Origin of the sequence: Azotobacter chroococcum (genome assembly GCF_002220155.1) — a bacterium.
GTDB lineage: Bacteria > Pseudomonadota > Gammaproteobacteria > Pseudomonadales > Pseudomonadaceae > Azotobacter > Azotobacter chroococcum.
The window spans coordinates 205,220-229,222 of record NZ_CP011836.1 but is presented as its reverse complement, the minus strand read 5'-3'; the positions used below and the strand labels follow the sequence as shown (position 1 = coordinate 229,222).

General features: G+C 60.5%; 23 protein-coding genes and 4 pseudogenes. 8 read left to right on the top strand and 19 right to left on the bottom strand.

Annotated features, from left to right (window positions below):
- Positions 1–57: 57 nt before the first annotated feature.
- Positions 58–345 (bottom strand): annotated as a pseudogene (locus ACG10_RS22465) (PTS transporter subunit EIIB); the annotation flags it as partial.
- 171 nt (positions 346–516) lie between these two features.
- On the opposite strand from ACG10_RS22465, the pseudogene ACG10_RS23975 reads away from it, so the two are divergent.
- Both ACG10_RS23975 and ACG10_RS22460 read left to right on the top strand, forming a co-directional pair.
- A pseudogene (locus ACG10_RS23975) lies at positions 517–617 on the top strand (trehalose operon repressor); the annotation flags it as partial.
- A gap of 217 nt (positions 618–834) precedes the next feature.
- A complete protein-coding gene (locus tag ACG10_RS22460; RefSeq protein ID WP_232487304.1) occupies positions 835–1,605 on the top strand; it encodes an ISAs1 family transposase in 771 nt (256 codons plus the stop codon).
- 17 nt (positions 1,606–1,622) lie between these two features.
- Here ACG10_RS22460 and ACG10_RS23970 read toward each other — a convergent pair.
- Positions 1,623–1,778 (bottom strand): annotated as a pseudogene (locus tag ACG10_RS23970) (IS4 family transposase); the annotation flags it as partial.
- 111 nt (positions 1,779–1,889) lie between these two features.
- Here ACG10_RS23970 and ACG10_RS22455 point away from each other — a divergent pair.
- From ACG10_RS22455 to ACG10_RS22445, 3 genes and pseudogenes are all read left to right on the top strand, one after another.
- Positions 1,890–3,203, top strand: a pseudogene (locus tag ACG10_RS22455) (IS4 family transposase).
- A gap of 345 nt (positions 3,204–3,548) precedes the next feature.
- The gene (locus ACG10_RS22450) at positions 3,549–4,640 is read left to right on the top strand and encodes an MBL fold metallo-hydrolase (RefSeq protein ID WP_089170104.1); all 1,092 of its coding nucleotides are present in this window, start codon (positions 3,549–3,551) and stop codon (positions 4,638–4,640) included.
- A 112-nt stretch (positions 4,641–4,752) separates the two neighbouring features.
- The gene (locus ACG10_RS22445; RefSeq protein WP_089170159.1) at positions 4,753–6,252 is read left to right on the top strand and encodes a UvrD-helicase domain-containing protein; all 1,500 of its coding nucleotides are present in this window, start codon (positions 4,753–4,755) and stop codon (positions 6,250–6,252) included.
- 4 nt (positions 6,253–6,256) lie between these two features.
- Here ACG10_RS22445 and ACG10_RS22440 read toward each other — a convergent pair whose 3' ends face one another.
- From ACG10_RS22440 to ssb, 12 genes are all read right to left on the bottom strand, one after another.
- On the bottom strand, positions 6,257–7,231 hold the full coding sequence (locus tag ACG10_RS22440; RefSeq protein ID WP_232487303.1) for an endonuclease: 975 nt from the start codon (positions 7,229–7,231) through the stop codon (positions 6,257–6,259).
- A gap of 44 nt (positions 7,232–7,275) precedes the next feature.
- Positions 7,276–8,022, bottom strand: coding sequence for a hypothetical protein (locus tag ACG10_RS22435; RefSeq protein WP_089170103.1), 747 nt, complete (start codon positions 8,020–8,022; stop codon positions 7,276–7,278).
- 553 nt (positions 8,023–8,575) lie between these two features.
- Entirely contained in the window at positions 8,576–8,818 is a 243-nt protein-coding gene (locus tag ACG10_RS22430) for a hypothetical protein (protein ID WP_089170102.1), read from the bottom strand.
- A 14-nt stretch (positions 8,819–8,832) separates the two neighbouring features.
- Positions 8,833–9,183 carry a nucleotidyltransferase family protein gene (locus tag ACG10_RS22425; protein WP_157731514.1) on the bottom strand — a complete coding sequence of 117 codons (351 nt, stop codon included), beginning with the start codon at positions 9,181–9,183 and terminating at the stop codon, positions 8,833–8,835.
- A 115-nt stretch (positions 9,184–9,298) separates the two neighbouring features.
- A complete protein-coding gene (locus tag ACG10_RS22420) occupies positions 9,299–9,964 on the bottom strand; it encodes a hypothetical protein (RefSeq protein ID WP_232487302.1) in 666 nt (221 codons plus the stop codon).
- 135 nt (positions 9,965–10,099) lie between these two features.
- Positions 10,100–10,762 carry a site-specific integrase gene (locus tag ACG10_RS22415; protein ID WP_089170100.1) on the bottom strand — a complete coding sequence of 221 codons (663 nt, stop codon included), beginning with the start codon at positions 10,760–10,762 and terminating at the stop codon, positions 10,100–10,102.
- A gap of 153 nt (positions 10,763–10,915) precedes the next feature.
- Positions 10,916–11,956 carry a YqaJ viral recombinase family nuclease gene (locus tag ACG10_RS22410; protein ID WP_089170099.1) on the bottom strand — a complete coding sequence of 347 codons (1,041 nt, stop codon included), beginning with the start codon at positions 11,954–11,956 and terminating at the stop codon, positions 10,916–10,918.
- The gene (locus ACG10_RS22405) at positions 11,943–12,416 is read right to left on the bottom strand and encodes a hypothetical protein (RefSeq protein WP_089170098.1); all 474 of its coding nucleotides are present in this window, start codon (positions 12,414–12,416) and stop codon (positions 11,943–11,945) included. Before ACG10_RS22405 ends, ACG10_RS22410 begins: the two co-directional genes overlap by 14 nt.
- A gap of 150 nt (positions 12,417–12,566) precedes the next feature.
- The gene (locus ACG10_RS22400; protein ID WP_040107235.1) at positions 12,567–12,851 is read right to left on the bottom strand and encodes a hypothetical protein; all 285 of its coding nucleotides are present in this window, start codon (positions 12,849–12,851) and stop codon (positions 12,567–12,569) included.
- Positions 12,852–13,030: 179 nt separating this feature from the next.
- Complete coding sequence (locus tag ACG10_RS22395) at positions 13,031–13,210, bottom strand: hypothetical protein (RefSeq protein WP_089170097.1); 180 nt, start codon at positions 13,208–13,210, stop codon at positions 13,031–13,033.
- 135 nt (positions 13,211–13,345) lie between these two features.
- Positions 13,346–14,512 carry a RecT family recombinase gene (locus tag ACG10_RS22390; RefSeq protein WP_089170096.1) on the bottom strand — a complete coding sequence of 389 codons (1,167 nt, stop codon included), beginning with the start codon at positions 14,510–14,512 and terminating at the stop codon, positions 13,346–13,348.
- Positions 14,513–14,663: 151 nt separating this feature from the next.
- Positions 14,664–15,140: a single-stranded DNA-binding protein gene (gene ssb / locus ACG10_RS22385; RefSeq protein WP_089170095.1), complete on the bottom strand. Its 477-nt coding sequence runs from the start codon at positions 15,138–15,140 to the stop codon at positions 14,664–14,666.
- A 453-nt stretch (positions 15,141–15,593) separates the two neighbouring features.
- On the opposite strand from ssb, the gene ACG10_RS22380 reads away from it, so the two are divergent.
- The 3 genes from ACG10_RS22380 (at position 15,594) to ACG10_RS23965 (ending at position 18,100) form a co-directional block, all read left to right on the top strand.
- Positions 15,594–16,280 (top strand): hypothetical protein, encoded by a 687-nt coding sequence (locus tag ACG10_RS22380; protein WP_198319103.1) that lies wholly within the window; start codon positions 15,594–15,596, stop codon positions 16,278–16,280.
- Positions 16,274–17,092 (top strand): DsbA family protein, encoded by an 819-nt coding sequence (locus ACG10_RS22375; RefSeq protein ID WP_232487301.1) that lies wholly within the window; start codon positions 16,274–16,276, stop codon positions 17,090–17,092. The genes ACG10_RS22380 and ACG10_RS22375 overlap by 7 nt, the downstream gene beginning before the upstream one ends.
- Before the next feature lie 135 nt (positions 17,093–17,227).
- Complete coding sequence (locus ACG10_RS23965) at positions 17,228–18,100, top strand: hypothetical protein (RefSeq protein ID WP_157731513.1); 873 nt, start codon at positions 17,228–17,230, stop codon at positions 18,098–18,100.
- A 40-nt stretch (positions 18,101–18,140) separates the two neighbouring features.
- Here the strand turns inward: ACG10_RS23965 and traN are convergent, their stop codons facing one another.
- The 5 genes from traN to ACG10_RS22350 form a co-directional block, all read right to left on the bottom strand.
- A complete protein-coding gene (gene traN / locus ACG10_RS22370) occupies positions 18,141–20,762 on the bottom strand; it encodes a conjugal transfer mating pair stabilization protein TraN (protein WP_089170094.1) in 2,622 nt (873 codons plus the stop codon).
- A 164-nt stretch (positions 20,763–20,926) separates the two neighbouring features.
- Complete coding sequence (locus tag ACG10_RS22365; protein ID WP_089170093.1) at positions 20,927–21,124, bottom strand: hypothetical protein; 198 nt, start codon at positions 21,122–21,124, stop codon at positions 20,927–20,929.
- A gap of 235 nt (positions 21,125–21,359) precedes the next feature.
- The gene (locus ACG10_RS22360; protein ID WP_089170092.1) at positions 21,360–21,560 is read right to left on the bottom strand and encodes a hypothetical protein; all 201 of its coding nucleotides are present in this window, start codon (positions 21,558–21,560) and stop codon (positions 21,360–21,362) included.
- A 109-nt stretch (positions 21,561–21,669) separates the two neighbouring features.
- Positions 21,670–22,086: a hypothetical protein gene (locus tag ACG10_RS22355; RefSeq protein WP_089170091.1), complete on the bottom strand. Its 417-nt coding sequence runs from the start codon at positions 22,084–22,086 to the stop codon at positions 21,670–21,672.
- 70 nt (positions 22,087–22,156) lie between these two features.
- Positions 22,157–23,980, bottom strand: coding sequence for a VWA domain-containing protein (locus ACG10_RS22350; protein WP_089170090.1), 1,824 nt, complete (start codon positions 23,978–23,980; stop codon positions 22,157–22,159).
- Positions 23,981–24,003: the final 23 nt, after the last annotated feature.

Genomic DNA, 24,003 nt, shown 5'->3' with positions numbered 1-24,003 from the left:
ACTCGGGCAACGGGATCGGCGTATTTCACCAGATTCAGAAAGTCTTCTTCAGGGTTTCCTTTGCGTCACGTCGGCAATGGTCAAGGCAGTAAGACCAGTCTGCTGGCGCAACGCGGCGTAGACCTTCTCTACTTCGCCGGGGCCAATGACCACCTGGAACAGGCCGCCGGTGAAGAACGAGCCTTTGACCAGATCGATCTGGTTCAGCGTCGCGCTGTCGACTAGATCCGGGTCTTTGAGGGCCAGGCGCAGACGCGTGACGCAATGCGCGGCCTGTTCAAGGTTGTCGCTGCCACCAAGGCTGTGCAGCAGCTCGCTAGCGATTGCCGAATAATCATGGCTCATGCTTTTTATCCTTTTGGGACTTTTGTTTTTGGAGAGTGTTATTGGCAGCATGCCGAAGTGAAAAATACTCGTCTATACGAGTTAAATCAACAACTCGTATAGACGAGTTTGACTTTACTTATCCACGACCAGACAAATGGCGACATTTCCGACGTCCAGGGCGACCCTGTACAAAAAGCCCATGGCAAAGGCACCTTCGTGCTGTCGCCCACCCCCAGCTCGGTGGCATCGTCAGCTTCCAGGAAGCCTACCCACGGCTGGGTAACGACGTCAGGCTTGGGGCACGTCCAGTGTGCATGGTTGAGTGCGGAGGACATCGGCGATGAACAAGCTTATTGCAGTGGATTTGGCCAAGTCCGTTTACCAGGTTGCCGAGAGCGCTGTGCCGGGCAGGTGAGTCAGCGCAGGGCAATCGCATGAAGGTCCGACCGTTGAGTCGATGCGACACAGGCAGGCATTCTGAAGCATTCGTTACTGTGGTTGCCCTCCATGTCGCATCACCTCCCCATTTCCGATGTATTCGTCTCGCTCAACGATCCGCGCCAGCAAGGCAAAATTCGCCATGATCCGGTCGAAACCCTGGTCGTTGCCGTCTGTGGCGTACTGGCTGGGGCTGATACCTTCATTGAGATCGAGTTATGGGCCGAGCAGCGGCTGGACCGGTTTCGCCGCTTTCTGACGCTGGCCCATGGCATTCCTTCGCATGACACCTTCGGACAGCCGTTCGGCCTGATCGATCCCGACGAATTCGAGGCGGCCTTTCGACGCTGGGTAGAAATGATCCTGCCCAGTCTTTCGCCTCGAGTCGTCGCTCTGGATGGCAAGACCCGTCGTCGATCCGGCAAGGCTGGGGGGCACCGCTGCATCTGGTCAGTGCTTTTGCCGCCGAGGCCGGTGTCGTGCTGGGGCAGCGTGCCACTGCCGAAAAGTCCAACGAAAGGACGGCAATCCCCGAGCTGCTGGCCACACTGGCGCTCGAAGCGCTGCATCGTGACGATCGATGCCATGGGGACGCAACCGAGCATTGCGCAGGCCGTCCGTGACCGTCAGGCCGACTACCTGCTGGCAGTCAAGGAAAATCAGCCGCGTCTGGCAGAGTCGATCAAAGACTTTTTCGAAACCTTCCTGAACGCATATCCCGACAAGACGCCGCATCGGTTCGTGCAGCAGATCGACAAGGATCATGGTCGCTTGGAAATCCGTCGCAGCCATGTGTTCGAGCAACTCCAGTGCCCGGCACAGCCAGAGCGCTGGCCCTGAACGATCCCCACAAACTCACCAAACTCCTGCGCTTGCCGGTGGACCTCCCGCCGCAGGGCCAACTCCAGCTCCCGCAGCCTCTCCCGGAAAATGTCCGCATAAGTGCGCGCATACTCCGGTCCCAGCCGCCACAGCGACAGCACGTGCTTGTCCTTGACGCTGTTGCTCTGAAAGCCAGCCCTTTCAAGGTGTTTGCGTAAACTCTCCCGATGATCAGGCGGGAGGGCAAGACGATGTGGGATGCGATTCTGGCGCGTTTCGAGAAGCAGGCACCGGCCAGCGTCATGGCACGGCTGGCGCTGGAGCGGGCGATGCCGGCCGCCTGGGTCGACGAAGTGTTCGAGACTCACCGGCAACGCCAGTATCCACGCGAACTGCTGTTTTCCACGGTGGTCGAACTGATGTCGCTGGTTTCCCTGGGGTTGCGCCCTTCGCTGCATGCCGCCGCGCGCCAGATGGACAACCTGCCCGTGTCGCTGGCGGCGCTGTACGACAAGGTCAAGCGTACCGAACCGCCCTTGCTGCGGGCCCTGGTACAGGGCAGCACCCAGCGCCTGGAGCCGGTCGTCTCGGCCCTGGGCACGGCGCCCTGCCTGCCCGGCTGGCAGGTGCGCATCGTCGACGGCAATCATCTGCCGGCCTCGGAGAAACGCCTGGCGCCGCTGCGCAACCAGCGCGCCGCCGCGCTGCCGGGGCATTCGCTGGTGGTCTACGACCCCGACCTCGACCTGGTGACCGATCTGGCAGCCTGCGAGGATGCCTACGAGAGCGAACGTACCGGCGTCCTGCCGCTACTGGACAGTGCCCGGCCGGGACAGCTGTGGATGGCCGACCGGCATTTCTGCACCCGCACGATTCTCCAGTCGCTCCAGCAGGGCCGGGCCGACTTCATCGTGCGCCAGAATGCCAGGCATCCGCGCATCGTTCATCAGGGGCCCTGGCACGACCGGGGCCGGGTGGAAACCGGTTGGGTCCTCGAACAGGACATCCGCATAGACGAGGGCCAGGCGCCCTGGCGGCGCATCGAGTTGCGCCTGGATCGGCCGACGGAGTCGGGCGAATCCGTGCTCTGGCTGTGGAGCAGTCTGCCGGCCGGGATCGGTGCGCAGCAGATTGCCGACCTGTACCGTCGGCGTTGGCGTATCGAGGGGATGTTCCAACGCCTGGAATCGGTCCTGCAGAGCGAGATCCGCCGCCTGGGCCATCCTCGGGCAGCGTTGCTGGGGTTTGCCGTGGCGGTGCTGGCCTGCAACCTCCTGGCCGTGCTCAAGCGCAGTGTCGAACAGGCCCATCGCGAACAGTTTCCCGAGGGCTGGGAGGCGTCCCCCTACCACCTGGCAGTCCAGGTCAGAAGCCGTTACGAGGGGATGCTCGTCGCACTGCCGGTGGAGCACTGGCCAACGTGGGCCGACGGTTCGGCCAGCACACTGGCGCAGCGCCTGCTGGAGTTGGCACGGCACATCAAGCCCGGCCAGGTGGCCACCAGCAAGCGTGGCCCCAAGGTGAAGAAGACCCGGGAGTAGGTCGATAGCGCCGCAGCCCGCGCTCATGTGTCTACGGCCCGTGTAATCGAGGCCTCGAAAGGTAAGAGACCTTGAAAGGGCTGGGTGTGAGAAGCCCTCCCAACCAGCAGAAGCCTGTTCTAGCCCGCCCCGTGCGGGCTTTTGCTGGCACGTTGGAGCAGGGCGGCGACTTGGGAGAGGCACCTGTGCGGCCCTTCCTTCCCCTCGCCTACCCGCTGCGACGGTACGGGGAGGCCCAGTCCCTGCCCAGCGGGCAAGCCGGTCGGGATACTCCGAGCGGGGCTGGCGCTGGCGCAGAGGTCCAATCCGGAACGCAGGAAATTATTCCCGCTCCGCCTGGCTGGGATGGCTGGGACACACGCAAACTTTCCCTTTCGAGCGGAAAACCCGGCTCGAACACCCCTTCACAGGAGATCTAGGATGGTTTTTTCGGCCCGACGTGCCAACGGATTGAGGCTGGAACGCATACAGGCTTCCAGACAGTATGCCGACGGCGGTTTCATGAACACCTACCAGCCCAGCGTACAGCGCGTGCCCGAGGGCCGGCCGACGCTGGCCGACTTTCTGTTCCGCGGCGAGGGCCGCACGCCGGCGAACCCCCACCCCATCATCGACCCACGCGCCAGCTGGGCCAGTCCCGTCGAAACCGGACTGCGGGCCACCTGGCTCGGCCATTCGACCGTGCTGCTGGAAATCGACGGCCACCGCATCCTGACCGATCCGGTGTGGGGCGCTCGCGTCTCGCCGCTGCCCTTTCTCGGCCCCAAGCGCTTCCATCCGATGCCGGTCGATATCGCGGCCCTGCCGCCGCTCGATGCGGTGCTGATTTCCCACGACCACTACGACCATCTGGACTACCCGAGCATCCGGGCGCTGGCCAAGCGGCGGGTGCCCTTCGTCACCTCGCTCGGTGTCGGCCTGCATCTGGAGGCCTGGGGCGTGCCGGCCGAGCGCATCGTCGAGCTCGACTGGTGGGAGCGCACCGTGCTGCCGGGAGGCCTGGCGATCACCGCCGCGCCAGCACATCACTACTCCGGACGTGGGCTGCGCGACCGTAACGTGACCCTCTGGTCGTCGTTTGCCCTGCGCGGCGAGCACCATGCGGTGTTCTTCAGCGGCGACACCGGGCTCTCGCCGGCCTTCGCCGACATCGGCCAGCGGCTCGGCCCCTTCGATCTGGTGATGCTCGAGGTCGGCGCCTTCCATCCGGCCTGGGGGAATGTGCACCTGGGCCCGGACAACGCCCTGCAGGCCTGGGCACAGCTGGGCAGCGGGCGTTTCCTGCCGGTGCACTGGGGCACTTTCAACCTGGCGATGCATCCCTGGGCCCAGCCGGCGGATGTGCTGCTGGCGCACGCCTCGGAGGGGCTGGTCATGCCGCGCCTGGGCGAGCCGGTCGAGCCGGCCCGGATCGAGGCGGTGGAGCCGTGGTGGCGTGGGGTGGCCGAGGGCGATTGGCAGGACGATGCGCCGCAGGAAGCCGGGCCTCTGGTGCAGCCCGTCCAGGACTAGCCGCACCGCGACACGCGCCCAAGGCGATGCCCGGCCAGCGCCTTGGGATTTTTCGGCTGGCAGGTAGCATGGCCTGCAACCACCATTGCAGCGCATGCGCGAGGCCAGACACATGCAATTCACCCACGAACAGGAGCCGGCGATCCGATCGCTGGCCAGAATCATCAAGCTCATCGCCTTCGCCGGCACCGGCAAGACCACGACCCTGGTCGGCTACGCCCAGGCCCGCCCGGAGGCCCGGATTCTGTACCTCTGCTACAACAAGAGCGTCGAGGTGGCCGCCAAACAGAAATTCCCCCTCAACGTGACCTGCAAGACCGCTCATGGCCTGGCCTACGGTGCTGTCGGTACGAAGTACAAGCACAAGCTCGGGAACCTGCGCCTCACCGACATCGCCCGGGCCATCAACTCCCAGAACTGGGAACTGGTCCGCAGCGTTCAGGACACCCTGAACAACTACCTCGCCAGCGCGGACGAGAAAATCGGACTGTTCCACTTCCCCGCAGAAAAACTGCAGAACGAGCGCATGCGGCGGGCTGTCGACAGTATCGTCGAAGCCACCCGCCGGCTCTGGGCGCAGATGTGCGACGTGAACAACCACGCCACGCCCATCCCCCACGATGGCTACCTGAAGCTCTGGGCACTGTCGAAGCCGAACCTGAGCACCCGCTTCGACATCGTGCTGGGCGACGAGGCCCAGGACATCAACCCGGTGATCGCCGGCCTCCTGGCGCAGCAGGCAGCCTACGGCATGGGCGTCGTCATCTGCGGCGATGGTCACCAGATGCTGTACCGCTTCCGGGGCGCCGTCGACGCCCTCGATGCCCCCTGGCTGGCCGACGCCGAGGTGCACTATCTCACCCAGTCCTTCCGCTTCGGACCGGCAGCGGCCCACGTCGCCAACATGCTCCTGCACTTCAAGGGCGAGCGCCGGCAGTTGGCAGGCCTTGGGCAGCAGACGCGCATTGCCAAGGCCCTGCCCGCCGATCTGGAGCACCGGGCGATCCTTTGCCGCACCGTGGTCGGTGTGATCGAGGAGGCACTGGCCTGGGTCGAAACCGGGGCGAAGATTTTCTGGGTGGGGGGAATCGAAGGCTACAACCTGCAGGACCTCGAAGACCTGCATGCCCTGTCGAAGGGCTGGCGCGAGCGAATCAAGGGAAAAAAACTCCTCCAGGATTACCCCGACTACGACCAGTACAAGGATGTCGCCTTCGAAAGCCAGGACTCGGAGATGACCCGCTCGGTCAAGATCGTCGAGCAGTACAGCCAGAACCTGCCGGAGCTGTTCGCCAAGCTGCGCCGCAATGCGGTCACCGACGAGCTGGAGGCCAGTATCACCCTGAGCACCGCGCACCGGGCCAAAGGGTTGGAGTGGGACGCCGTTCAGCTCGCCGAGGATTTCTCCTTCGAGCCGTTCGACCCGGACAACGACCCGGAGGCCTGGGTGGACGAGATGAACCTGCTGTACGTGGCCTGCACCCGGGCCATGCAGGTGCTGGCTGTCAACTCGACCGTACTGGAGATCATGAAGGAGTTCGTCGACCGCCGCGACGGCAGGAAACCGGACGCGCCGCTGGCCTTCCAGAAGAAAGCGCCAGCAGCGGCGTAATTGCCTATCGGCAGTTCCCAGCCCGGCGGAACCCGGCAGCCTCGGCATCCGCCGCCGACCCAAACGAGACACGATTTTTCTCCTGCACTTGCTCGTAGCTCGGGCAGCCGACCGGCAGGTGGTAGACCTTGCTGGCGCTGTTGCCGATCACCGGGGCGCTGCCGCTCTCCTCGGCAACCTGCACCGGCTGCTCTACCTGCCGGCGGGCGGGCGTAGACGTGCCCTGCCCGGCCAAGCCTTCCCGGCTCGGCTTGTGCCCCAGCGTCCAGGTGCGCTCGCCCGTCACGAACGGGTTGTGGTGTCCCATGACCTGCGCAATCCGCTGATCCCGCTCGCGCTCCCAGGCGTTGGCCGGGTACATGCGGTTCCAGGCCATGAACAACTGCTGCTGCTGGCGCGACATCGACAGCCCGTAGCGGTCGTGCATGTAGAACTGCACCCGGGCAACCAGGCCCTTCACCGCGTCTCGGGGCTCGGTCACCCGCTGCTTGAAGTCCGTCCTGGTTGGGCAGGCCCCGTACTGCGCCGGCGTCGAAGGCAGCATGCCGTAGCTGTAGTTGCTGCGGTCCGCGTTCACTTCCCCAATCGTGGGCGACAGGTTATGCATGTCCGCCTCCATCACGCGAAACACCGGATCGCTGGTCTTGCAGTTCTCCCTGCCGCCCTTCTGCCAACACTGCCGCTGGTGCCCAAGCACCCAGGCCGGAACGATGTGCTCCCACTCGATGCGCTGGGCGCGGTTGCTGTCGGCCCGGACTTCGTAGCCGCAGGACTTTAGGTCGATACGGCCACCCGAGCGCCCCATCCATGTCCATCGGCAACCGCAATACAGGTCCCCAACGTCGGATGTTTGCCGGTCGAAGTAGACTTTCTCGCGCAGGGCGATCTTGGCTTTCTCGAACGACTCCGGGGCGCCTGCCAGAACATGCTGGCCAGTCATGGCAATAACTGAAGCGAAAAACAGGACAATCTTTTTCACTGGATTTCCTTGGAAGTGTTGAATACAGAAGTGCTGTCGGGCACTCAATACCGGGCGCGATAATGTGATTGGAAAAGTCGTCCCATCCCTTCTACTAGGCAGCGCCACAATTCCGTGAGAAAGGTATATCCGGTGATCGGGTCCTCGATAGTGAGGCCTATACCATTTTCACCGTTCTCATTGCCTCTTTGAAGCCAGTCGTAAATCTGGGCCAAAAAGATATCCTCGACTTCTCTTTGGCTGAGATTGAAGTTCTTGATGGCTGGCGCAGAAGGAGATTTCCAAGCCAATCCTTTAATGGCTGGCATACCCAGGAGTTGCCATTGGCCGCCGACGATTTCTTTGAGGTGGCATTGGTAGCGCTCTTCATCTTCAGGCCTCCACCAATCGTGATATTTCAACGAGGCGCAAAAACTGTCGAATTCTGACTTGAGAGCCCACTCGAACTCCCCTCGCTCTTGGTCGCTGCTGGACTCCACCCACACCACTTCAGCACCCAGCAAGTCGAAGCGCAAAGCCGCTCGCATCAGCGCGGACTTGGAGTCCGCCAGGAAGATGGTTCCGTTCTGGCCGAGTCGGATCACATCACTCTCATTGGCGAGAACGACGGCCATATAGGGCTTGCTTTTGAAATGCGGGGCGATCAACTCCTCGCAACGGGAGGCCGATTCCAGAGAAAAAAGCTTGTCGCCCAATACGTAGTCGCTGGCCGGAATCATGACCGCATGGTCACTCACCGACGGCGGCAAGGGCAGTACTGCGATGGACGAAGCGAGAATAGGTGCGGGCATGAGTGGGCTTCCTGTGCCGTTTGGGAGGCCTTGACGCTACCTGCTTCTCGGCACGCTGTGCGTCGCTTTCCGGCGCTTTTGTGGCCGGAAAAGAGGCTGCTCGTGCACCACCTGGTTCGAGCGCCATCCCGGCCTCCAGTGATGCACGCAAGCGCAGTGAGGTGATCTGTCCTACGACGAGGGCCAAGCCGCCAGGAGGATGACCAGTTGCGTTTGGCCATAGGGGAAGGGGTGGCCTGTAGCGCCTTCGCTACTGCCCGGTGAGCTGGCTACGGGCTTGAGGACTTGGCGGCGGGAGGCACACCGCTCAAGGCAGAACTCGCCGGCCCTCCCTCGCAAATTTGCGATCCCCCTGCGCTCTGGTCAGTTTTTGACCACCCCATGCTGGCGCGCATCACGCGAGAGGCCGGCCGTGTTTTCCTCGATCTGTTTCGTGGTGGGTTCAGCCTCTCACGGGTTGCCGGAAACCCAAGGTCATCATCGGGCCTGCCAGCGCGTGCTACCAACCAAGGCGACACGGTGTTCCTATGGGCTCAGCCCCAAACCTCGGAGTTTAGGTGTCGCGGGCTTTTCCTTCTGTCTCCTCATCTTCAACAATAACCACCCCGGCGAACGTCAGAAGAAAATAGGTCAATATCCAAGCAGCCGGGAAGAAGGCGAGTGGTATCCACCATATAAATTCATCCCTATGTTGGAAGTACGTGCCAATAGAAGCTAAAAGACTCGTTAGAGTTGATATGACCAATTCCCAAAAGAGGAACTTTTTACCACTCCAAAATCTTTCTTCGTCATTCATCACATTTTCCATGATCATTTTAATTCGAAGGTGGGGTCTGTTGGATCAGAGTCATAAACCACTCGACTTCCGGCTTGAAGGCCCGCATGAACGCATGGCGTTTCATCAGCGCCTCCATACCAATTAAGATCAATGGCTACGGAAACAATTTGAGCAATAGAGTCTTTGAGTCGTTGCGCCTCCCTGTGCCAAGTAACGCCTGAATCTTCCTCACCAGACAAGGGCAAAAGCTCGATAGCAACGTCAAGATCGCTGTCCGGCCGATTAGTACCCTTCACCCGACTTCCGAAGATATATGCCTTCCGTACAAGCGGCTGTGATCTCGCCCACTCCTTCACAGCCATCGACATTAGTTCAATATCCACGCTGGCATCCTCTGGAGTTTGTTTCCTCGATCTGTTTGGTGATGGGCTCAGTGTCTCACTAGCTGCCTGAAACCCAAGGCCATCATCGCTATTACCCTACCTTCGTTGCCCTACCTCATGGTCGCGCCCCAAGCAGCTCGCGCACCGTCTCAACCTCATCCATCCAGGCCGCCGTTCGCGGACAGCGCCAACCAACGAGCCTTGCGATCCTGGCGTAATCGGCGGCCAGGTTTCGTTGAAAGATCGGCTCGTGGTGAGCAATCCGGTTTCGCAGCCCGCGTACCTTGTCCAGCTCTTCGTAGATCATCTGTCGGCATTGCTGAACCGGGAGCCCTGCCGGGAGGCCGTGAAACGCTCCGCGCAAGTGCGGCAGCCACAAACGACTGTCGAAGCGCTGGGTGAACAACTTTCCCCAGAACGCAAATTTCAGCTCTGGAATCACCTTGTTGGTATTCCCGGCAGGGGCCTTGCCTCTCGCTGAAGACAGCTCTTTCCGCAAGCTGAAGCCGAACTTTGGGTCTGGAAGGCTCCGCTCGAAGCCGAGTGCCCAAGGCCACTGGTGCCCGTACACGGCCTCTAACACCTCTCCTGCAGCATTGCGAATGGCTACCTCGCATATCTGCTGGGGAAGCATGAATGCACCTGCCACCTGGGCGTTCCAAGCGTACAGGTCAAGAGTCCTGCGCGCATTGCGCATACCTAGCGCCCCAGCATAGGTGCTGAGCCGTTGCCTCGTGATCACGCGCTCTATCGCCTGAATGTCTGCTGCCGATGCCAGCACGCTTTGACTCCTTGACTTCATCAATTCTGAGCAATACGATTGCTTCACTAGCTCTGGGACTTGTTGGCGAAAGCCTCCCCCCGGAGACACGCGAGAAGAAGGGCTCACCGTAAGGTGGGCCTTTCTCGTTTCTGGCTAGATGATCCTCTTCACGATCTCGCCCAGCCGGGCCGGATCGCCCGCACAGAGCCGCTTGACGGCCTCCAGACTCTCGATGCCCAGGATTTCGCTGATGTGCCGTAAGTCGATCCCCCGGCGCCTGAGCTTCACCGCCAGCGTGCGGCGGCCTGACTGTGCGCTCGCGCCCTCGATGCCGGCCTGCTCGAACAGCCGGGTGAACAGTCGGCTGAGCTGAGTCGCGCTGTAGTAGGTCTTGCCGTCCCGCTTCTTTGCGCTCAGCTTGAGCCCTTCGCCGGTACGCCCGGACACGAACAAAGGGGACTCAGAATCAAGGCCACGATAGGCCGCCTTCCGCGCCGACACCCCATGCCCGCGCTCCAGGCGCTCGGCCAGATGCGCGTCGATGGCGTTGGTCAGCTTCTTGTTCGTCCAGCACAGCGGGCGCGGCTTGCCGTTGTACGCGATCTCAGCGCGCACCAGGGAGTCGTGTAGAACGCCCCCGTCTTCGGCCAGATAGTCGCTCACCCGAAGCAAGCACAACTCGGTCACGGTCATCCCAGTGCCAAAGCACGCGAGCAGCAGCGCAGCATCGCGAGTGCCATTCTCGGCGCTGCTGATCTTGGCGACTCTCACCGCATGTTCGAGCTGGTCATCCTCCACAACGATGGCCTTCGACATATGTCACCTTTAAAGAGATATAGCTATCAATCCTGACATAGTAAAACAAAGAAAAGACCGGGGAAATACCCGGCCTCTCGCTGCTACTGGTGTTCACGGAAACTGAATAGCCAAAAAAAACCCGGCACGAAGGCCGGGTTGAGAGGTTGTGCATCAGAACCAGAAACCGGCCGCAAAGGGCGGCTGTTCCTCCGGTTCGGGTTGTGCCGGCTTGCGGATGCGAAGCACCGGTGCCGGCTGGTTCGGGTCAAAGCTGGGATCTACCGTCATGCGCGTCCGGCAGCCACTGTCGCCCTGGTGTTTCTGGATCAGGTCCGCCGGAATTTCCTTCCCTTGGGCCATCTCCTCGGCAATCGCCTTCCAGTCGACCGTTCCTGCCGTCTCGTAGACGGTGATCTTCACTCCGTAGGCGTCGGCCCGGCGGAACCCTGCCGCTCTCACGAGGAGCTTGAGCTGGGTGTCCAGCTCGCCGGCCTCCTTCTGCAGCGCGTTCAGCTGCGCCTTGAGGGCGACCACTCTGGCCTCCTGCTCGCGACGCTTTTCCGCCAACGCCTTCCAGGCGGCTTCGTCGGTCTGCTCCATCGGCAGCACATCCCGCAGGGGATCGGCTGCCGGGGGCGTCCCGGTTTCCACCTTTTTCCAGAAGATTTTTTCTGCCTCGATGATCCGCTGGATGAGCAGGTCATCCCGCTCGACCACCAGGCAGCACGGCTCGTGCTTCGGCGACCAGAACCACAGGTACCCGCGCCGCGCGCCGCAGACGATCAGCTGGTGCATGACCTGCCAGCGATAGAGCTGGAAGGCCGGGCTCTTGTCCCCCAGCGCCAGCACCTGCAGATGATTGTCCTCCGCGAGATTCTTGATCTCGACGGGGGCACCCTCACCCAGCAGGCCATCGAAGGAGGCCCGAATGAACGGGTGCTCCTGCGACTTGGCGCAGATCGGCAAGCCCAGCTGGCCGTATTTCTCCTCGAACATCTGCAGGGCCAGCGGCTCGAACTTCTGGCCACGCCTTACCTGCGGAACAACCGACAGGTCGGGCGGGGTCATCAGTCCGACCAGCTCCTTCCAGAGCTCGAGGGGCGTCTTGTCGGGGTGCTGCCCCATGATGACCGCGCAACTGGTTGCGCTGACACCTTCCTGACGCCATTGCTGCCACGCCGGGGTCCGCTGCTCGAGATCAACGACCTTCATCGTTCACCTCCTCGTCAACGAATCCCAGGCGAGCTTTTTCGTCTGGATCGAGGCTGAGGCCACCCGATCGGTACAGGTAACACCGTCTCAAATCCTCCGAGAGCACCTTTGGCTCCAGCCCCGAGGTCTTGTAGAACCCCCTGGCGAAGCGGTTGCCCTTCTTCAGCAGGCCACCGACCAGCCCGAACCCGTCGAGCTTGTTCTTGCGGGTCCGGCTGGCCGTGTCGAGCACCGCGGCGAGCCGCTGGTCGATGGGCCCCGGAAGGCTCAGGAACTCACGACCGGCCTGTTCGCCGAGGGCCTGCAAGGCGTTGAACAGTTGCGCATCGGTCGCCTCACGCAGCGTCTCGGTCTTCTCGCGGAAGGCCGAAGGCTTCATGGATGACGCGCCCAGCAACATCGACTCCTGTTCATGCCGCGCCAGGAGGTAGGCCTCTTGGCAGATGTCAAAAGCTTCCATTTCGTTCTCCTTTTCGAGTGCACCGCCCAGGCTCAAAAGCCCAAGCGGTCCCCTCGAGGCGAACGAGTCCCCCAGAGGGGCAGGTTCGCCCCTCGGGGAATTTTTTCTGGCTGGAAGGCCAGCCGTCATGCCGGTCTCAGAGCGCGACGTTCATCGCGCTTCAAGCCCGCACCAGTTGAGCAGTTCGGTTCTGTTCAAGCCGGAGCTCTCGTAGAAGCCTTCTGCAAACGGCCCCTCGTCGAACAGGCAGACATACCGCTGCCCATCGAGACGAACCCGGCGTGCCGCTGCACGGCTCAACGCCTCGATCACTCGCCGGTCCACCGGCAGCGTGCAGCTGAGCAGCAGGTCGTTGCCCGCCTGTCGTCCCAATGCCTTGAGCGCATCGAACGCGCTCGACTGGCCCTCGATCACACAAGCCATGCTGGATCGCATATCCGTTCTCCTTTTCGGTCATCCCGTCGAGGCGAACGAGCCCCAGGGGGCAGATTCGCCCCTCAGGGAATTTTTTTTGCTGGAATTCCAGCGCTCAGCCGGTATCAGCGCGCAGTGCGGCTCAAGTACCTGGCATTGATTTCATTTCCGGTCAGTCCTGCAGCGAAGCCTTCAGACGCTCAGGTGTCGATGGGCGCATGGTTGTGCCCCTCCTTGAACGCAGAACGCAGTGCCGCAAAAAAGCCGGGATGCTCCTTCTCGGCCATCTTCATCGCTGCCGCGAAGGTTCTGGCCCGACACCGAAACGAAACCCGCTGCCGGGTGCTCATGTCGGTGACGCTCAACAGGTAAGTCCGCATGGTGTGATTCCTTTCTCTCCCCGAGAAAGGCACACCCCCGGAGAGGGACATGCCCCCTCAGGGTGGGTTTCAAATGGCTGCAGGCCTTACGGCAACAGCAGCAACAGGATGGTCGCGATCAGATCGGCCATGGGTTCACTCCCCTTCGCTCGCCGCCAGGTATTCGCCGGCCTTGAGCTGTTGAAGCGCGTATTGCCGTGCTTCTTCCGGCCACGTGGAGACGTACTCCTTGGCCGCGGCCCAGCAACCCTGGTCCCGGGCACGGCGAACCAGTTCCGCCACCTTCTTCACCACCTTCTCAGGCAGTTCGGCAGGCTTGGGTTCCGGCTCTTTCGCGGGCATCACCTCGCCTTCGACGGCCTGCGGCTCAGGATCGGCAGCAGGTGCAGAATCGGCGGCAGGTTCGGCAGCAGGCGGGTCAGCCCTTTCAGGTTCACGATCGGCTTCCTCCGCCGGTTGAGCGGCGGCAACCGGCTCGTTCGCAGCCTCCTCCTGGTTGGAAGTGGGCAGCGGCTCGACCGGCTCGACCTCATCGTTCGCCCCGATCACCCGCTCGACGACTGCCAGCGGCACGTCTTGCGAAGCGAACCCCTCGCCACCGTTGGTGTTGAGGTACTGGATCAGTTCATCCAGCTTGGGTCCCGACTGAGGCCAGTATTTCCTGGCGATCTTGATGGCGCTCTTTTTCGCCATGGCGACGAAGAAGTCGACCCAGGGGCCTTTCTTCTTCCGCTTCCACAGCTCGGAAGCCTCGCGCGCCGCGTAGATTTCCTCGGCGGTGACGGCCTCCACATGGACACGCCCATCGGGCAGCAAGGCCTCGACAAAGGCCCCGACGAACTCCCCACGGTCGGCCTTCTTGTCGAAGGGGTTGAACGTGTGGCTTGGACTTTGCCGCTTGCCTCGATAGACGAATTCGTCGTTCGCGTAGACCAGCTCGACGATGCAGTCCTTGATGGCGCAATCGTTCACGGCCGCCTTGATCATGCCCCGGTAGGACACATCGAGGATGACCTGCCCCTCGCGAGGCACCAGGTACGCGAAACCCCGGGCGGGATTCAACGTCAGACCGCACGCGGCTACCTGGCTGAACGCATTACGCAGACTCAGCGAGTTGCTGAGCGCCACCTTGCAGAGATAGTCGTTATTCATCATCGCCTGCGAGGCATATAGCAACTCATTCTTGAAGGCGACATCCGTATTCGATGTCTTCACCAGCTCAATGAACTTGTCTTCAAGTTTGACCATGATTGCCACTGCATTTTGAAACTCTTTTTGAGTGTTTTTTTGAACTTCGCTCATAACCGTTCTCCTTTCAGAATATTCCTTCAGGGCGAACGGCCCCCAAAGGGACAAGTCGCCCCTCAGGGTTTGGATAGTGCCGGGAGTATTTCCGACGCTGGTTTTGTTTTACAGATCAGGAAGCGGGCATGAGTTCATGTCCGCCCTTTATTTAAAAAGGATAGTCGTCATCGGAAGCCGGCTGAGCAGCCGGAGTTGACTTGTCTCCTTGATTTTTGGATTTACGCGGGTTTCCGCTTTCACGCGGCTGAGGCTGCGGGGATTGCCCCTCACCTCCGTCTCTGCGCCCGCCCAGCAGTTGCAGGGTGCCATTCATGTCGACCACGATTTCCGTGGTATACCGGTCCTGACCGTCCTGCCCCTGCCACTTGCGGGTTTGCAGTTTGCCCTCGATATAAACCTGAGCGCCTTTCTTCAAATATTCTCCAGCGATTTCAGCAAGCTTGCCGAAGAACACTACGCGGTGCCATTCGGTGCGCTCCTGTTGCTGGCCAGTTTGCTTGTCTTTCCAGCTCTCGGAAGTTGCCAGCGTGATGTTGGTCACCGCATTGCCGTTGGGCAGGGAGCGAGTTTCCGGATCACCGCCGACATTGCCGAGCAGAATGACTTTATTGATACCGCGTGCCATAAGATTCTCCTTTCGAGATAATACGGGGCGGCATTTTCCCCAAGCGGGAGTCTGCGACCCCGATGGGTTGGTTTTTTAAGAGCATTTTTAAGGTGATTTATGAGACGGCACCACCCGTCCGCGTAATCACTACGCGACTAAATCAGCAGACACACGTCTGCCAATTTAATGGGGGGAATTCTTGACGGCTTTATTCATTCAGCCGATTAAGCCACCAGGGCTTGAAGGGCACTTGCCGGAGTTCCGGCAGGCCTATTTAGCGCCGCACAAGGGCGTGGCTGGAGTCTGCAACAGTCCGACGCCTATTGCAATCGAGCCTCCGCACGCAAATTTGCGGTCGTCCTTCGGTCTGTTCAGACCATCCAAAATCAAGCCATAAAGTGGCGCGAAATGGCCACACAGGAGCGGATTGGCTTTTCACAATGGGGCCGAATCCACCCATGAGGACTCCCCATGAAACATCCCAGTTTTCTGCTGGCGCTGACCCTCAGCGCGATCGCCGTCGCCGGCTGCTCCAAGGACAAGAAGCCGGAGGCACCACCCGTTCCCACCGGGCCGAAGTTCGCCGTCAGCGAATACGAGCCCGATCTGCGCGACTACCACACCAGCTGGGGGCACCAGGGCCGTGGCGGAGCGGCCCTGCGCAAACCCGCCTACCAGCACACGGTGAGCCCCCATGACCAGCTCGATACCCGTGCGGGCCGCCTGCACCCGGAGCTGCAGGTCGCCAGTACAGCGCCCCTGGCCATGGTCGCGGTCCCGTCCTCCACCTATGCCAGCAACTGCCAGCACGCCGGCACCCCCGTGGCTTACGCCGCTTCCGGCTACGCGGTGAACGCCTCGGCCCGCGAGGAAGTGAACGACTACATCCGCGTGCGCAACAAGCTGTGCCAGGGCCAATCGCGGCTGTCCTACGACGAGTGGCTGGTGCTGGTCAACGGCACGCCCAAGGACTTGCCGATGGCCATCCAGGCACGCCCCCCTGTCCGTGTTCCTGCCCACCCCATACAGCCCTTGCCCCCCGTCCGCATTTCCGCACAGCCCATACAGCCCTTGCCTCCCGTGCGCGTCCAAGCGCAGCAGGCGCCGGCCGTCTCGAAAACCCAACCCGAGGTCGAGGTCGAGGTCTTCCCATGGTGATCGCCAACACCCCCAGGCTGCGCTGCTACGCCAAGAAAGCCTTGTTCACTACGCTCGTCATGGCTGTAACGCTCGAGATCGCCCATTTTCGGGCGCAGTCCCAGATCGACGAGGCCCTGGCCGAGCGCCTGCCCGAGGCCATGAAGCAGATCCAGGCCGAGCAGGAAGAAGCCGCCCTGAAAGCGGAGCGCGAAGGCGTCCTGGCGTCATGGGCCGCGGCCCCGGTACAGGTGCCCGAGGGCCGACATATCTACGGCAATCCCAGCGCTGAGTTCACCCTTGTCGAGTTCGGCGACCTGGAATGCCAGTTCTGCAGGCGTTTCCACGAGATCCCGAAAACCCTGGTCGACCAGTCTGGCGGGAAAGTGAACTGGGAGTGGCTGCACTACCCGTTAGGCTTTCACAGCCTCAGCGCTGTACTTGGCGCGCAGTCCGTTGAATGTGTTGCCGATTTGGCGGGCAACCGGGCGTTCTGGGTCTTTATCGGTGAATGGTTCAAGCGCACCCAGAACGGAGGAAAGGTCGAGAATGTGGAGCAGTTGACCAGCTTGGTCGATGTCCCTGTCGACAAGCTCAAGCAATGCCTGGACGACGGGAAATACGAGGCCAAGGTCAACCAGCAGATGGCTAAGGGAAAGGAGTTGGGGGTCACCGGCACTCCCACGACCTTCGTCATCGACAACCAGACGGGTAACCAGATGATAGTGCGTGGTGCACAACCACCAAAAGCGTTGTTGAAGGCCATGAAGCAGCTGATTGGCATGCGCGACTCCAACCAAGACAAGCCGCCGGCGCAGACCGAAACCCATTGACCCGAACTCAAGCCCCCGTCGGGGGCTTTTCTTCTCAGCGCTGGCTATGGTCATGCCCCCAGGGAATTTCTCCTGCGCTTGGGGGCAGGGCGACAAGCCGGTACTCTTTTCCCCGATTTTTAAAGGGAATTTCATATGCTGGAACTGAAACACATCAACCGCCTGCTCTGCACTGCATTGGCCGCCGCCCTTCTGGTTGGGTGTGCGAGCAAGGAATCGCAGGGGCCCCAAATCACGCTCCAGGACCCGGAGCAGACGCCGCGCGAACGGTGGTCAGATGCCATGAAGATCCTGCGCGACGACCTGAACATCAAAGGCCAAAAAGATGTACCGGCTGAAACAGCCCGCCAATATGGCTTAATTACCGGAGTAGGTGAGCCAGCCAGAGGTAATCAAGGAGGACTCGATAAACTTGTGACAGGGATATCTGGCTACAACTCCCCACCAACTGGATTTAGCTCAGGTGCTGCATTAGGTATGGGCGTTTTTCTATTTCTGACTCCAACCGGAGAGGTAACACAGCCTTGGCAGGTACATCAAGCTGCCGCATGGGTTCCTGCTGAGAAAGCCAACAGTATGGAAGATGCAATTCAGTTTGTAATGAAAACTTGGAATGAATCAAGAGGTAGTACCTTCAGTAAGGCTACAACGATTAAAGTGTACCCCAGTATTGTTGCTGATTTCGCCAGGGGGCAATATGCCAACCCGAAGGATATGCTATTAAAGACGCCAATTCCTCCTTCAGGCATGCCAGTGGACGGCCCAAGTTTTGCTCCAAAAGGGAAGTATTATGGCCCTATTTTTCTAAGTGGACTTCAATCTCAATTGACGGTTGATGCATCCAAAAGTAGCACCGATAAAGATAAGGCACTCAGATTACTTAGTTCTAAATTACCTGACTGGTTTGTAATTTATAATTCAGGACAGCCAAAATTCGGAAGAAAAGTTAAACCATTCCCCCCATCAATTTTGGTTGCGGGGAAAGAGTATTTTTTCATTGGAAACTGATATTTTGAAGGAAAAGCCCCGCTTCACGCGGGGCCTTTAGTTACTGGAAGATATTTCCTTTGATCTCTTTTTCTGCTTGAGACTTTATCTGGTCGACATCGACGCCATCCAGTCGCTCCATATTCCGATTCAAGCTGTTCTGCCGTGTCGTATTATCAAATACATTTCCGAGCGAGCTACCGGAGCCTGTAAGGTTTTCCAGCGTGGCGGTATCGGGAGTATCGAGATGCCCCGTCGTATAAAGCATGCCTATCCACTCGGATAGATCGATTCGACTCCAATCGATCCGGCCCAGTTGCTCAACAGTCAACGCCTCGCAAACAGGGTTTTCGGGATCTCCGAAGTCCAAGCCCAGTTGGGGCCGCCCTTGCTCCTGAATGATGCGGCCAACGACAGAACTGAAGCAGCAGTAGGCTTCCCTCTTTTCCACGCAAGTGCCTAACACTTTGGAAGCACAGTAACTACCGACATAGGAGCACTGGCGGGTTTCCTTTTTCGCCCCGAGCTCGAACTCTTTTTTCTCGCACTCCCAGATGACTTTGATCATCATGTCTGTAACGACATATGCCGTATAGACCATGCCGACAAAGTTCACGAATGCTGTCGCTTGAGAGGTGAGCTGCATTCCGCCTTCAGCAGCAGGCTGAAAGACAACACTAGCCGCTTCAGTAGCTCCCATCTCTAGCATTGCATTATAAGTCTGTTCGTATAACCAACTCTGAATCGCTCCTACGGTATATTTACCCGTTACAGTGTTCTCAAAAGCCCCAGAAGCAGCATCAAGCACAGATCCCCATTCACCTTTTATTAGTTTTTCTGCGCCTGAAAAAACTGCATCTTTTGCAGCTTCCCAATATCCAGCACTAATAGCTCTACCATCCGACAGTGCTTCTACTGCAGAGGCCATCTTCAGAGCGCTCATGGTTAAATTTACATAGTCGAAGATACTGACTCCATCGGGTGCTTCACAGCAGTCGACATACCCGCCCAGGGCTTTCTTGCACTCCATGCCTTCGCCCTTGAAAACTTTGCAGGTATTGGATTCCGATACATCCGTTCCGTCCCCTCCGCATTCGAGGTCATGCTCGGCAAACTGGGCAGCCTGAAGCATGGCCACGGCATAGGCGAAGTCGGTGCTTTTCGTGTTGCTGGTATCGAAGCACTCGCCGCCCATGCAGTTCACGGGGCCGGGGCAATCGTATTTCACGCCCGTGTTGACCAGCGTGGGCACGGAAACGTCGTAACCGCAGTCCCAGACTTCTTCAAAGGCGTAACACTGCCCCGATGGCCCCTGAGCACCCTCGATGCACTTCTGCGAGATGAAGCCGCAGGAGGAGTTCTGTTCGTATTCCCGGCAGGTGTTGAGGTTGCCGCCGTCGTTCTGTGGGCACCTCTGAACACCCTGCGCGTCGGTGTAGCAGGCCATCTGCCCCTTGTAGAACGAACACTCGGCACTCACCGTGGCCCGCTTGCAGAAGGGATCGATATCCGGATGCGGCGAGGCCGGCATGTTTCCGGGGCAGAGCAGAACGCCGTTCTCCGTGATGCAGCCCTGCGCATCTTTCTCCGGCATGGAGGTACAGGCCATCGACGTGTTGCTGCAGAAGCCGTCGTTGATCATGCCGAAGATCGGCAGGCGGTCCTGCGGCCCCCAGCCGTTGTCGACAAAGGCCTTGGTCGGATCGTAGGTGATCTTGATGCGCGCATAGCCCTCGCCTTTGCGCGTGACCGAAGTGCGCGTTTTGAAGGTTATATATTCGCCGCCATTTTTGATTACATTGGTGACATCGGTGTTGGGGTTCACTTTCCAGCTGGTATTGCGCTCGCACTTGCCCTTCGTTTCCGGCGGAAAGACACCCGGCGTATGCGTCCAGAGCATCTGGTCGTTGAAATAAACCTCGAAGTAATCGTCGAACGCAGCATATTCAATCACGGCAGACTGGATCGCTTCTTTCGCAACTACTCGAAATCGCGTGTACTCCTCGAAGATGCTGCAGTTACCGTTCCAGTAGTTGTCGCCGACTGTACCCACCCACACATACAGGCAGCCTACGCCGCATGATTGATAGTTCGGCTGGCCGGAGTCATATTCGACAACCCCAGCACTGTAATCGTGGATGAACTCGACGGTTCCGCCCTGATCGACCAGGCGCTCGCAGGTCCGATACTTGGCGATGTGCGTGTCCCGCGTAGCGTTTTCGAAAATTTCCTGACTCGTGCAGTCGCCAAAGAATTTCTTGAAGGCGGACATGTAACTGGTGGAGCGTACTTCATCGGCCTGGCGAAACACCGGGTCGTTGGACAGGTCCGGCGACACGCGGTTGGCGCTCTGAATCATGGTCCGGTAGGCCTCGCCTTCTTCGGACTGCTCATCCTTCAGCCGAGCATTGGCCTCGAGCCCCAGCTGGATGGTCGCGGTGTCATTTCCGAATACCTCCTCAAGGGTCGCCGTAGAGCCGGTGCCCGGGAAGATGTCCTGCAGGGTTTTGTGCGGCTGGCTGTCCGGGAAGGCCTGGAGGACCTGCCTGCCGAGCTGCTGAGCCTGCGCCGCGCTGTCCGAAACAGCATCGGCCCAGGCGCTGTGGGACAGCAGGTTCAGGTGCAGGCCGATCAGGCCCACACAGAGCCAGCGGGCCAAGCGGGGGGAACGGAGGGTTTGCATAGGACGGTATCTCGTGATGGGGATACCGCGATGCTAGAAAGCCGGATAGGGGGTTGTGTGGGCTTTTCCGGCGATTTTATGGCTTGATTTGGCCTCTTGAAACGCGAAAAACGAAAGGCCCCGGCTGGAAATCCAGACCGGGGCCTCGGGTCTCTATCTGCTGCTCACGCCGACTGCAGGACGGTGACCTGCGCATGGGCCGGAATCAGGCCGAATATCACCGCCCAGGACTTCACAAATTGCGTGTCGGGCGCGTTGGCGCTGACCGTCCGTGCGATCTGCGGGGGGACCTTGAAGATCCTCCCCGAATCGATCATCAGCTCGTCGCGTTCGCGGCAGAAGATAGCGTGTACTGCATTCATGGGGTCTTTTCTCCTTAGGGTGATCCCCGGAATCCTCCCATTCGGAAGGACTCGGGTGGATCACCCCAAGGGGTGACCTCAATCAGGCGTCAGGCGCAGCCGGGCTGCGCCTGAACCGATTTATTTGTTTTCGGTCCCGTACTTTTTATCCAGCCAAATTGCAACCCTGTAGCCAATGGCTGCAACTATGCCGAGTGTCAGTACCACAGCGAAAACGGCTGTCTCCAGAGTCATGTCAGTCTCCTTTCGGAATAGCCTTCACTATAGAGACTACCAGATCCCCAACGATCATCATCACCCCCAGAACGAGGATGGTGACAACCTGACGCGGATTGGTATCCGGGGTGATTAAGCCCACGAAAGCCGTAGCCAAAAGGCTACAGCCGACTCCAATTAGGCATGACTGAAACCACCGGATCAGAATGTTCTTGAACATATATTCTCCTGTGTGAACAACCCGACAGGAGAATCCCCAACGGGATTTTCCCGTCAGGGGTTATGGGCGAAGAAACAGCCCGGCAGGAAAGCTTCCCGCCGGGGCTGGTTCAACGGATGTGTTTGCGCATGATCGCCAGGACGCCCTCGCGAACGTCTTCGTGATCGGCCTGCAAGGCCGCGCAGCACACTCTGAAGCTGAAGGGGTGCACTTCGTCCGACATCACCCATTCAACCGCTTCAAGCCGGTGCAACTCGCTCACCTGGGGGTGGACGAGCTGCCTCAGCGTCAGTTTCAGCAGGTACTCCCGCAGCCACTCGACGTACTCATCCGAGATGTCGTCGTGTACCCGCAGTCGCTCCAGCGCCTCGTCCGACATCTCGAGGATGTCGAGGAACCCCAGCTGGACCGGCTCCTGTCGTGCAGGGGCCGGCTTGCGCACGGGGCGCCGCTCGAACCAGCGGCGCCGAAGGATCACCTCCTCGCCGAACAGATCGAGAGGCAGTACTGCCAATGCCGTTTTCATTTCAGGCCTCCTCAAACCGACGGAGGCCGCCCGGTAGGGGAAGGCCCCTATCGGGTTGATTGGTGGTGGATCAGGCGACCAGGACTTCGCGCACGAGCTCGAAGAGCGTCTGCTTGAGTCTGGATACCTGGCCCACGGCACGGAACCGCGTGAACGTCCGGCTCAGGAGGTCGGCTGTCGCCCCTCCAAAGCCCAACGCGATCACGTCGATGCCGCTGTTTTCGCAGCGCTCGACCATTTCCTGGGCCAGCCAGGGACTGTCCGGCTCACCGTCGGTGATGACGAACAGGATCTTGCGCTCGCCCTTGGCCCTGAGCAGTTCGACTGCCGCCGGCCACAAGGCTTCTCCCAAGGGGGTGCAACCCTGGTGCATGGCACCGAAGCCCCCCAGTCGTACCGCCTGGTGCAACCGCTCCTTGTGCCCCTTGATGAGGGCGCAACGAGTGACGTCATCCACCCCTCTTTCGGGGAAGGCGAGCGCCCCGGTCGATACCAGCGGCAGGTTTTCCACGGCATGCAGCACCGCGTACAGTGCCGCCTCGGCCTCGTCCATCGCCGCCCGCATACTCCCCGACTTGTCGAGAAGGAACTGGATCGCGGCGGACTGGCGCTCGGCCCGGGCCTTGCTCCTGAACACCCGCGTCTCGCCCGCCTTGAGCAAGGCGATCCGTGAGGTATCCAGGCGCTTGCCCTGGCGCTTGAGGCTGACCCGGCAGTCGACCTGCGCTTGCAGCAGCCCGTTGAGGCACTGCCGCAGCCCGGAGGACTGCTCGAGACCGAGCTGAACCCGGCGCCTACTGGCCGCATCGCTGCGCAAGCAGGAGCGCCCAGCCAGGGAAAGCAGCCGTCTGGCGCAGGGATCGCGCCTAGCTTTCTGGCTCAGCAGCTCGGCCGCCTTGTCGCCCACCTCGGAGATCAACCCTTGCAAGTCGCCCGCGGTGGCTTGCATGGCCTGCTCGCGCAGGTCGTTCGCCTCCTGGCTGGGGTGATCGCCTGACTGGCTACCCGAATCACCGGCAGTATCGTCGCCTTCAGCCTCGGCCGGGGTGTCACCACCCTGGCTGCGACTGGAGCCGCCGTCCTGCCGATCGTCCTGGCCGTCACCGGCCTGATCCCCAGCGGAGTTTTTCGGCTCGGAATCGGGTTGCCCCGCTTCTTCGCCCTGGCTCTGGCCTTCGCCTTCGTCCGAGTCGGCCTCCGACGCCGAAGCGTCATCGCCCTCCTGCGGCTGGTTTTCTTGCTGCTCCTGATCCTGCTCGCCTTGTTCCTCCTCGTCCTGCTGGTCCTCCTGCGAGGGCAGCAGCGCAATGATGGCATCGGCCAGCGCGAGGACTTCCCGGGTGCTGTGGCACTGCAGGACCTCCCCGACCTTTTGCATGATCCGGGCACTCAGTTGAGCGCCCAGCAGCTTTTCTTGCGCCTGGAGCATCACCGTTGCCGGCTGCTCCAGATCCTGGCCGAGCATCTGCCAGCGGCCCGCCAGCAGCAGCGTGTCGTGAACGACATGCAGCGCCGGTTTTCGGGCCACGTCAGCCGGATCGAGCCGGTCGCCGAGAACAGCCTTCGCCAGATGGTTCAGGTCGCCTTCGGTGCCCGGGTACTGATCCATGCTCAGCCGCTCGATGCGGATGTCTTCGAGGATGTTCAGCACAGAGAGCCGGAACGGCACCGCCTGCGCCTCGCCGAAGTACTGCATGTCGGTGTTGCGGACATGCGAGCACTCGTGGGCGACATACCCGAAGGACAGCTCGGGATCGGTCTCCGTGAAGGGAACGACCACCTTGGTCCCATCCGTGTAGGCCTGGGAACCCTCGACCAGCACCTTCACGCCGGTCTGCTCGCTCAGGTGTTGGGCATAGACCGGCAGGGAACCCATCAGGGTTTTCTTTTGCATCGCGATTCTCCTTTCTCACACAG